Origin of the sequence: Staphylococcus sp. HMSC62A08 (assembly GCF_001839105.1) — a bacterium.
Lineage (GTDB): Bacteria > Bacillota > Bacilli > Staphylococcales > Staphylococcaceae > Staphylococcus > Staphylococcus caprae.
Genome location: NZ_KV840027.1, coordinates 390,549 through 400,573, shown reverse-complemented (window position 1 = coordinate 400,573; position 10,025 = coordinate 390,549). Strand labels below are relative to the sequence as shown.

Annotated in this window: 10 protein-coding genes; 4 read left to right on the top strand and 6 right to left on the bottom strand. The window is 32.6% G+C overall.

The genetic code is table 11. The annotated features are described in order from the left end of the window. Positions 1-32: 32 nt before the first annotated feature. Positions 33-1,082, bottom strand: coding sequence for a type 2 isopentenyl-diphosphate Delta-isomerase (gene fni / locus HMPREF3264_RS02630; protein ID WP_070871841.1), 1,050 nt, complete (start codon positions 1,080-1,082; stop codon positions 33-35). 46 nt (positions 1,083-1,128) lie between these two features. Beyond that, a complete protein-coding gene (gene corA / locus HMPREF3264_RS02625; RefSeq protein WP_070871840.1) occupies positions 1,129-2,076 on the bottom strand; it encodes a magnesium/cobalt transporter CorA in 948 nt (315 codons plus the stop codon). A gap of 111 nt (positions 2,077-2,187) precedes the next feature. Here corA and HMPREF3264_RS02620 point away from each other — a divergent pair, with 111 nt between their 5' ends. Continuing rightward, positions 2,188-2,664, top strand: a complete 477-nt coding sequence (locus HMPREF3264_RS02620; protein ID WP_070871839.1) for a thioesterase family protein — start codon at positions 2,188-2,190, stop codon at positions 2,662-2,664. A 2-nt stretch (positions 2,665-2,666) separates the two neighbouring features. Beyond that, entirely contained in the window at positions 2,667-3,059 is a 393-nt protein-coding gene (locus HMPREF3264_RS02615; RefSeq protein ID WP_070871838.1) for a hypothetical protein, read from the top strand. Positions 3,060-3,108: 49 nt separating this feature from the next. Here the strand turns inward: HMPREF3264_RS02615 and HMPREF3264_RS02610 are convergent, their stop codons facing one another. Beyond that, on the bottom strand, positions 3,109-4,008 hold the full coding sequence (locus HMPREF3264_RS02610; protein ID WP_070871837.1) for an alpha/beta hydrolase fold domain-containing protein: 900 nt from the start codon (positions 4,006-4,008) through the stop codon (positions 3,109-3,111). Positions 4,009-4,286: 278 nt separating this feature from the next. On the opposite strand from HMPREF3264_RS02610, the gene HMPREF3264_RS02605 reads away from it, so the two are divergent. Continuing rightward, a complete protein-coding gene (locus HMPREF3264_RS02605; protein ID WP_241159061.1) occupies positions 4,287-4,868 on the top strand; it encodes a hypothetical protein in 582 nt (193 codons plus the stop codon). 330 nt (positions 4,869-5,198) lie between these two features. Here the strand turns inward: HMPREF3264_RS02605 and HMPREF3264_RS02600 are convergent, their stop codons facing one another. Then, entirely contained in the window at positions 5,199-7,253 is a 2,055-nt protein-coding gene (locus HMPREF3264_RS02600) for a DHA2 family efflux MFS transporter permease subunit (protein WP_070871836.1), read from the bottom strand. A 12-nt stretch (positions 7,254-7,265) separates the two neighbouring features. Further along, positions 7,266-7,913 (bottom strand): HlyD family secretion protein, encoded by a 648-nt coding sequence (locus HMPREF3264_RS02595; RefSeq protein ID WP_070871835.1) that lies wholly within the window; start codon positions 7,911-7,913, stop codon positions 7,266-7,268. Between the two features lie 140 nt (positions 7,914-8,053). On the opposite strand from HMPREF3264_RS02595, the gene HMPREF3264_RS02590 reads away from it, so the two are divergent. After that, entirely contained in the window at positions 8,054-8,605 is a 552-nt protein-coding gene (locus tag HMPREF3264_RS02590) for a TetR/AcrR family transcriptional regulator (RefSeq protein WP_002443957.1), read from the top strand. 83 nt (positions 8,606-8,688) lie between these two features. Here the strand turns inward: HMPREF3264_RS02590 and HMPREF3264_RS02585 are convergent, their stop codons facing one another. Further along, complete coding sequence (locus HMPREF3264_RS02585; RefSeq protein ID WP_070871834.1) at positions 8,689-9,903, bottom strand: putative multidrug effflux MFS transporter TcaB; 1,215 nt, start codon at positions 9,901-9,903, stop codon at positions 8,689-8,691. Positions 9,904-10,025: the final 122 nt, after the last annotated feature.

Genomic DNA, 10,025 nt, shown 5'->3' with positions numbered 1-10,025 from the left:
ATTATATTTCTGTCCCGCTCCCTTTTTATTTATCATCCTCTATGAATATCTAAACTACGTTGCTCAATCCATGAAATTAATTCCGGACTAAATACGATATCCTTATGTCTTAATGCTTCAATATCTTTTGCATCTAACATCGTCATAATTTTCTTCATATGGTCTAAGAATGATTCTACATATTCAATTGTATTCGTAATTCCTGTTTGCTCCACTTGATTTAAGAATGGTCTCGACATACCAACTGCTTTAGCACCTAAAGCTAAGCTTTTCACGGCGTCTAATGGTGTTCGCAAGCCTCCACTTGCAAAGACATTCAACTTATCCTGATAATCTGTACTTTCAAGTAAAGATTCTACTGTTGATTGTCCCCATTGTGTTAAATAATTCATATCTTTGTTTGTGCGACGTTCATTTTCAATATCAACAAAGTTTGTACCACCACGACCACTTACATCTACATATTGAACGCCGATTTCAATTAATGATTTAAAGGTCTCTTTACTCATTCCGAAGCCAACTTCTTTAACAATAACCGGTACATTCACACGTTTCACAATGGATTCAAGATTGTCCATCCAAGTTGAAAACTCACGATTACCTTCTGGCATAACTAATTCTTGAGGAGAGTTTACATGAACTTGTAACGCTTGAGCTTCAAGTAAATCAACTGCTTGGACAGCCTTCTCTACAGGTACATCTGCGCCAACATTACTAAATATCATTCCCTCAGGATTGATTTGTCTTGCAATACTGAATGATTCAGCCATTTTAGGATTTCTTAAAGCGGCATGGGTAGAGCCTACTGCCATTGCTAAACCTGTTTCTCTGGCTACAATAGCTAACTTTTCATTAATTTGTTTCGTCCACTCACTGCCTCCAGTCATCGCATTAATATAAACTGGAAATTGCATATCGAAATGAGATGTATGACTCGTTAAATCGACCTGATTGACATCAATATTAGGTATTGAATGATGAACGAATCTCAATTTATCGAAATCAGATTGTGGTGCATCAGTTTGTGACATTGCAATTTCTACATGTTCATTTTTTCTTTGTTCTCTCAGTGAATCACTCATTGAAATACCATCCTTTGTTAAAGTTCATAATATGATTGTTCCTCTTTTAGAACCATTTTTTCCTTTTGAAAAAGATTATTAAAATAATTGTTATCACGAGCATGACGCCTAGACAAACAAAATAGGCATAATGCCATTTTAATTCAGGCATGTAATCAAAGTTCATACCGTATACACCAGCTATAAAAGTTAACGGAGAGAAAATAACTGATACTAGTGTCAAAATTTGCATAATACTATTCATTCTAAATGAAGTAAATGACTCATAGTTTTCACGTATTTCATTTGTCATCTCTTGCGCTGTTCTAATGACACTTCGTTGTTTGATCAGATGATCATCGATATGTTGAATATACATTGAGTGCTTAGCATCTTTAATGATATTGCCTTCACTTTTAATCGTATCAACTACTTCTTGCATCGGAAACATGACACGCTTAATTTTAATCAAATCGGAACGTAATTGAAAGACATTTTCCATCACACTTTTACTATACCGATCATCGACATGTCGAGCTTCGAAATTATAAACTTTATCCTCGATGCCATATACGAAATCAAAGTATTTATCCACCATACTATCCAGTATATGTATTACTATATCTGCGCAGTCCAAATCAGCGTCATGATTTTCAGCATTATATTTAGCTACTCTCTTCAATGATCTAAAGGGCTTATGATGATACGTTACAAGAATTTTATCCTGTAAAAAGACGTTAAGCGCAATTGGAGAATAATCTGAGTCTATAATACTATGGAATATCATATACTGATAAGCTTTATATTCCTTATACTTCACACGAGGTATACCAGTAATAGCATCATCAATTTCTAAATAGTTGAAATTAAAGTTATTTCTGAGAAAATCATTCTCCCGTTCTGTAGCATTTTCAAAATCATACCAAACAATTGTCGCATCTTTAGGAACATCCCGAACATTTGCTACTTCCGTAAGAGGTTGTGTTAATGATTGATATCTTACGGTTAAGGTCATTTTACTTCCCCCTCTTGTTATCTCTGTTACATTTTATCATGAATTTAATTACGTGTATGTGTTAATTTTATCTAGTAAGATAGTGTTAGGTATAAGGGGAGGAAAAAAGAGATGTCTCACACATTCAAGGTTACTCGAAATGTAACCGAAGATTTAATTGATAATAACAATCATATGCATGATGCGTATTACAATATGATATTTAGTGAAGTGGTTAATGAATTTAACTATAGTCATGGCTTATCTCTTGAAGAAAGAGAAGCAAGCCAATATACCGTTTTTACTATTGAAGAACATACAACGTATTTAGCAGAATTGTCATTAGGTCAAACATTCATAGTTGAATTATACCTTTATGATTATGATTATAAACGTACGCATTTCTTTTTAAGAATGCTACATGAAGATGGTACTGTTGCAGCTACAAATGAAGTCATGATGATGGGTATTGATACAAACCAACGTCGTTCTGCGGCATTTCCTGAGAAATATATGAATTTCATTAAAGCATATGAATCAGAGCAAGAAAAAATTGAATGGCCAAAACAACTGGGACATCAAATTGGTATCCCTAAAAAAGGAGAATAGATATGCCTACACGTCAACGCATTAAAAGTGAACTTATAGATTTAAAAGATGATGTTAAATTTGAATTGAGTGAATTAAATAATCAAAAAGAATTGGTTATCAATGGACCGGCGTCTCAACTCGTCAAGCGTGCAATTCATATGAGCTACTTACAAGGGCAAAAGTTTGCGATTGATGAGATTTCAACGTTAATTGAGGAAAATCATATCGATGAAGAATTTCTCATTCAATATAATAATTATGAAAAGCACGTGAGAGATCAAAATCTAGAAAAGAAATTTACTTTTAGTAATTTTACTGATATACCACATCAATTTGATGAATTCATCGCTTCATTTTATTACTTAAAAGGCCAAAACTTTGTAGTAACTCATATCAATTCAATGATTGAATAGGATAATGAACAAGGACTTTGGAAGTTTGAACCACCTCCAAAGTCCTGTTTTATTGTTGTATTGCTTTTGTAATTTGTTTAATGACTTTATGCGATTGTCTAATAGGATAAATCGGGAAATCATGAACCATTTTAGGATATTCTTTAAAATCAATGTACTGCCCATTTTCTTCTAATAAATGTGCAAACAACTTCATGTCCGGATTTCCAATTTCCTTACCACCACCATACATATATACAGGAGGTAGACCTTTTAGTTCTCCATACAATGGAGAAACACGTTTATCAGTTAGTGGCAAGCCATTAGACCATGCTTTCATCAACTCATTAACCCCAAATCGACTCACTAAGATATCTTTGTCCTCTAATTCTTCAGTAATATCTTTATTTGATAATGTAGCATCTAATAAAGGCGATATTAAGAATAATTTACTCGGTACAGGTTGCTGTTCTTCAACCAAGGATTGAACGAAACGCAATGCTAAACCTCCACCAGAACCATCTCCCATAATCACAATATGCTCATTACCTACTTCAGAAACTAATTCATCGTATACTTTTTTGATAGCTTGATAGGTATCTTCAAGATGATATTCCGGCGCTTTTGGATAGATTGGTAATACGACTTCATTTAATTTATTGAGAGCCAATTTATCTAATAATCTCCAATGAAACGGTGACGGTTGTAATGTGTTATATCCACCGTGGAGGTATAAGATTTTATGTTTGGCTTCATGTCTAAAATTAAATCTAAACACTTGCATATCTCCTAGAGATAATTTATCAAGATTAGATTTTACATTTAATGTAGACGGTTGTTTATGCTTTTTACTATTTTCAGTTCTTCTTTTCTCTAAAAATTGTTCTACTTCTTCATCATTGTTAAAGAAAATAGATCTGTTATGAAGTATATATTTATTAACGACTCTATTCATTAAATAGTTTTTCATAGCGTGACCAACCTGCCCCTTTTCAAATTTTAAATTTAGAAAACAATTTGCTTAAATCTGTATATTCGTTTTCTTAAAAAAGATATAATAATACATATATCAATTGCATCTTTAAATAATGATGTCTATTACTGATAGTGATACTTGAATAAAGCCAATTATAACAGACATTATATTAAAAAGATAAAAATAGAAAAAATGTGATTGAAGGAGGCATCATAGTGACTGAAGCAAATCAAAATTCAAGTGATTTCAATTCACAATTTCGTAATCAAGAAATGCATCGTGGTAAAAAATATGGAAAGAAAAAACGTTCTTGGGTAAGTATCGTTATTCATATTATTGTATTAGTTTTAACTGCTATTACAGGATATAGTATGTTAAAGCAACCTATTTTTAATATAGTCTTCGCAAATCAAAAGATTAATTTTCATGAAATACGAAATTTCCAAGATACTGTTACTAAAATTGGAAATTTAGATATTAATTTAGGTGATATGAATGATCTACAACATTCAATAGATAACCTTATTTTAGTTTTTAATATTTTCTTTGTGTTATGTCTCATTAGTATGTTTATAACTGTGATTACTATCATTCTTAATCGAACATTATTAAAAATTTTTAATATCATTATTTTAGCGGTAATGCTTTTTATTACTATGTATTTCAGTTATATCATTCATACAATTGCTCAAAATATTTCAGAGTCTCTTAAGAAATATTATTTAAGTGTTTCACCAGATCAAGTGATTACGGAAGCTGATGCAATTCATAATGGATTAATTCTACTTGCTTGTAGTATTGCGTTATTATTTATTAGTTTATTCTTCCGTAACCGTCTAGCTCGTATACGATAAATTAAAGGCCTATCAATCACTCTTAGTTGAGTCATCGATAGGCCTTTTTATTATAGTTCGCCTGCGCCTTTTGCGCATGCATAATAGTCTAGAAAATATTAAATATATCAGTCTCACTTAACATATTGGCAGTAGATGTCTGAATTGAGAGTGCACCTGAATCAAGCTTCTCTCAATCCTATCCATCCTTGCCGGGGTGGGACAACGAAAATAATTTTGCTAAATTATATTTCTGTCCCGCTCCCAAAAAAGAATCGATAACGACGGAACGTTACCGATTCTTCAAAAATCGTGCCCCCACAACACAATTTTTTATCTCTTAATTAATATTTACTCTTGGTGAGCTGCTTTATCTTCAGCATTTGCTTTTTCAGCAGATGCTTGTGCTTTTTTCTTACTTTGTAAGAATAAGCTTAAGATTAAGGCAATAGCACTAATCACAGTTGCAATGATAAATGCATCATTAACACCTTCTACAGATGCAAGTTTATTAATATGTTCTAATAACACTTTTAATGCGCCTGATTCACCACCATATTGTTGTGCTAATTCACGCATATGATCTTGAATGACAGGATTTGTTTTATCTAATTCATCGCCAAATGCTGCAACATGATTAGTTTGTTGAGTCGTCATTACAGTCACCAATATCGCTGTACCAATTGATCCAGCTAATTGTCTCATCGTATTAACAAAAGCATTACCATGAGAAATTAAACGGCCAGGTAATGCATTCATACCTGCTGTCATAATAGGCATCATAATAAATGCCATACCGAATGAACGTAATACATAGATACCCATAATATGAAGATAAGGTGTATCCATGTTTAATTTACTTAGTTCCCAAGTTGCATAAGTCATAATACCAATACCAAAAATGGCTAATGGTTTAATACCAATTGTATCTAATAACTTACCTGCAACAGGTCCTAAAGCACCCATAACTAAAGCACCAGGAAGCATAAGTAAACCTGAATCGAGTGCTGAGAAACCTCTTAAATTTTGTAAATATAATGGAAGTAAAATCATACCACCATATAAACTCATCATAACAATCATATTGATAATTGTTGTAAGTGTATATGTTGGATATTTTAATACTTCAAGGTTTAACATTGGTGCCTTCATTCTTAACTCTCTAATAACGAATAAGATAATGAAGATTGTACCAATAATAAACATTGTCACGATTTCAGTTGAACCCCAACCTTTATTACCAGCTTCAGAGAAACCATATAATAAAGCACCGAAACCGATTGTACTATATATAATTCCAGGAATATCAGCTTTTGGATTTGTCGTACGTTGGTAAAGTTTAAACCAGAACATACCAATTACAATTGCGACTAATCCGATAAAGAACATACCATAGAACATAATGTTCCAATGATAATTTTGAACGATATAACCTGATAAAGTAGGTCCAATAGCTGGAGCTAGAATCATTGCGATACCCATTGTCCCCATTGCGACACCACGTTTTTCAGGTGGGAAAATCGTTACAATAACGTTAGAACCTAATGGCATTAAGATACCTGCGCCAATCGCTTGTAGTACACGACCACCCATCATAATTGGGAAGTTAAATGAAATCGCACAGATAAGTGAACCAATTGTAAATAATGCTAAACCTATAATAAATAATTTTCTATAAGAATATTTATTAAATAAGAATGCACTGATTGGAATCAAAATACCATTCACTAACATGAATCCTGTCATCAACCATTGTCCAGTTGAAGCAGAAATATTAAATTCCGTATTAATTTTAGGCAAAGCAACATTTAATAATGTTTGGTTCAAAATCGCAATGAACATACCAAATAACATTGCTGCTAAAATTTTACCTCTTGAAATACCTTTACCGAAAATGAAGTTAGATTCTTGTTTTTTAATCTTTTCATTGACTCTACCCTCTTCTGAGTTAGGGTCAATTGGATTTAAAACTTCATCTGATTCTTCATTAGGTTGTTCAGTATTATCTTTTTGATGATCTTGTTTCTCAACATTCGCTTGATCTTCGTGTTGATCTGATCGACGTAGAGAACCAGGATACGCATCATATTTGCTATTTGCATTAGTAGCTTTAGAAGATGTTTGATCTCCCTCATTAGTAGTTTCGAAGTGATGTTTTCTTTTATCATCTTCGATATTATCAGAATGATTTCTGATTTGACTTGAAGCATTGTTAGACTCAGATTGTTTATCTAGATCACTTGCTTTAAATTTAGATTGATAACTTTGATTCTCAGAATCCTTAGTCGAACGTTGTTCCACTTTTTGATCTTTAGCTTTTTTTCTTGATTTTGAAAAAAGTACGTTAATTAGACCAATAAGTATGAGCGCTATAACAATATAAACAATAATGAAGGTCGTTGTCATGAAATGACCCCCTTAATTTTTATGGATTTTAACTTCAGCGTTCATACCTGGAACAACATTTTTAGATGGTTCAGAATCTAGAGAAATTTTAACTGGTACGACTTGTGACACTTTAGTGTAGTTACCGTCACTGTTAGATGAAGGCATTAATGAGAAACTAGCTGCAGTTGCTTTTCCAACTTGTTCTACTTTACCTTTAATAGAAGCTTTTTGACCATCGATATCGATGTCTACATCGTTTCCTTTTTCTACATCAGAAATGTCTTTTTCATCAACGTTTGCAGTAATGTATAAATCATCTAAATTATATGCGTAAGCGATTGGGTTACCAGCTTGAGCCATTGAACCTTCCATGCCGTCAGTTTTAACGATTGTACCGTTTTGAGGCATTTTGATGCTCATATCTTTAGATTGACCACCTTCGCCTTGAGCTGAAACTTCAGCTACTTTATCACCTTTATCAAGTTTATCTCCTTGTTTCACATCTAGAGATTTAATTTCTCCTGAAGCTGGGCTAGAGATTTTGATTTGATCTCCGTCTACTTTTGCATTGTCTGTAGTTACATAGCTTGTTAAATTATTAAAAAAACAGAAACCTAGAACACCTATTACTACAAGAACAATGATAGTAATGACATTCACTAATACCATTTTCTTCATGAATATATCCTCCTATTTGCTTTTAAAATTCACTTTATCTATTATAGAGATGTGTCACTCAAAAAAACACCAACATTTTTCACAATTGTGTTGGTTAGCATATTATATAAAAATATTATTCAGATTGATCAGGTGAAACAATGAAACAACGTGCGAAATATAAAATAATAAAAAGCCTTATTGAATTGATTGAAGAATACCCTTTTGAGGAAATCACAATCAAAATGATATGTGCTTATAGTGGTGTAAATCGTTCGACATTTTATGATCATTTTCAAGATAAATATCATTTATTAGAGAAAATTCAAAACTATCATTTAAATAAATATAAGGCTATATTGAATTCATTCTACAAAGATTTTCATAATATCAAGCAAGATCAAAAGAAATTATACAAATTTTTCTTACTCGTTGCGCGATATATTAAGCGTAAAGAAGCATTTTATAAAGCAACACTCATTATTCATCCTAATAAGGAAATTGCCCTTGATTATATTAATGAAACAAAGCGATGCTATGAAAAAGTAATGGATAGATATGAAACAACCATTCAGAATAAGCGTATGTTTGTGATTTATTCTGTTGGTGGTCAAGCTGGCATACTTTTTGATTGGTTACGTCATGGTTGCAAAGAATCACCTGAAGATGTCGCTAGCGTCTTACTCGCAAATACAATTAAACTACAACGATAAAATAATAAAAGCTAAACCTAAAATGAAATTCCCCTCTTCAAAGTACGACTTTCTAACAAGCACTTTGAAGAAGGAAATCAACATCATTGATTAGGTTTAGCTTTTTTAAATACTTTCATATTTACTAACTGTAAAATGATTAATATAATCGCTGTAATGACGATAATCATGATATACGGAGTAGGATCATTTTCACCTTTAATACCAACTAAAGGAGACATTAAACCACCAAGGAGCGTTTGAAATAATCCTAATAAACTAGATGAACTCCCTTTACCACTCTTACTTTCATCCATCGCAATTGAGAAGCCTAGTGTGGCAACACCCGTGACAGGTGCAACGAGTATAATGAAACCGATGGCTAATAACCAGAAATTCAAATGATTGATCAATATCAGCGAAACAAGTATCACACCTACAATTTGAATGGCCGTCATGATTCTAAGTAGTTGTTGACTATCCATATAATCTACTAACTTACCTGTCAGTTGACTTGAGATAATAAGTGTTATGCCAATAAACGCGAACATGATACTAAATTGGAATGGAGATAAACCATAAATCTTCTGTACGATAAATGGAGATGCTGAAATATAAGTAAATAATAATATAAATGACACGCCCTGTATCAACATAGGTAGAACAAATCGTGGCGTGGCAAATAAATCTTTGAAATTTTTAAACATTGTTCCAATATTGCTATTGGCGCGGTGTTCATTTTCAAGAGATTCTGGAACTTTAAATAAAGTACCTACGAACATAAGTAATCCAAATACAGTCAAAATGATAAAAACCATACGCCAAGTGGCAAAACTTAAGATTATCCCACCGAGTGCTGGCGCAATCACAGGCGCAACACCATTTACAAGCATTAGTAAGGATAAAAATTTAGTTAAATCATTGCCAGAATACATATCACTTGCAATGGCTCTTGATATCACTGCTCCTGCGCCACCTGTTAATCCTTGGATCAGTCTTAGTGCAATCATAATCCAAATATTCGTAACGAAAATAATACCTAAACTCGCTAACGTAAATATTATCATTGCTATGAGGAGTGGCTTCTTACGTCCTGAAGCGTCTGAAATTGGACCTGCAAATAAGTTACCGAATGCTAAACCGACCATAAAGAGTGAAATCGTTAATTGTGCATTCGATGCTGTTGTATCAAAATCATTTTTAATATTAGGCAAACCTGGTAAAAACATATCAATCGATAAGGGTCCTATTGCAGTGAGTGCCCCTAAAATGACAATAAATAGTATAGATTTATGATACGTTGAGCAAGAATTTTCCAATATTAACTCCCCTTTTTATTTTTTATAGCGAACATACATTTAAATTTCATAAACGTGTTCCGATAATTACTAACATTACTAAATGGTAGCAATAGGGAGTGGGACAGAAATATAATTTAGCA

Excerpts from the sequence above, each read along its gene's own strand:
- HMPREF3264_RS02610 (WP_070871837.1), bottom strand. The coding sequence starts at position 4,008 with ATGAAAAACTATTTAATGAATAGAGTCGTTAATAAATATATACTTCAT.
- HMPREF3264_RS02620 (WP_070871839.1), top strand. The coding sequence starts at position 2,188 with ATGTCTCACACATTCAAGGTTACTCGAAATGTAACCGAAGATTTAATT.
- HMPREF3264_RS02590 (WP_002443957.1), top strand. The coding sequence starts at position 8,054 with ATGAAACAACGTGCGAAATATAAAATAATAAAAAGCCTTATTGAATTG.
- HMPREF3264_RS02600 (WP_070871836.1), bottom strand. The coding sequence starts at position 7,253 with ATGACAACGACCTTCATTATTGTTTATATTGTTATAGCGCTCATACTT.
- corA (WP_070871840.1), bottom strand. The coding sequence starts at position 2,076 with ATGACCTTAACCGTAAGATATCAATCATTAACACAACCTCTTACGGAA.
- HMPREF3264_RS02615 (WP_070871838.1), top strand. The coding sequence starts at position 2,667 with ATGCCTACACGTCAACGCATTAAAAGTGAACTTATAGATTTAAAAGAT.
- fni (WP_070871841.1), bottom strand. The coding sequence starts at position 1,082 with ATGAGTGATTCACTGAGAGAACAAAGAAAAAATGAACATGTAGAAATT.
- HMPREF3264_RS02595 (WP_070871835.1), bottom strand. The coding sequence starts at position 7,913 with ATGAAGAAAATGGTATTAGTGAATGTCATTACTATCATTGTTCTTGTA.
- HMPREF3264_RS02605 (WP_241159061.1), top strand. The coding sequence starts at position 4,287 with ATGCATCGTGGTAAAAAATATGGAAAGAAAAAACGTTCTTGGGTAAGT.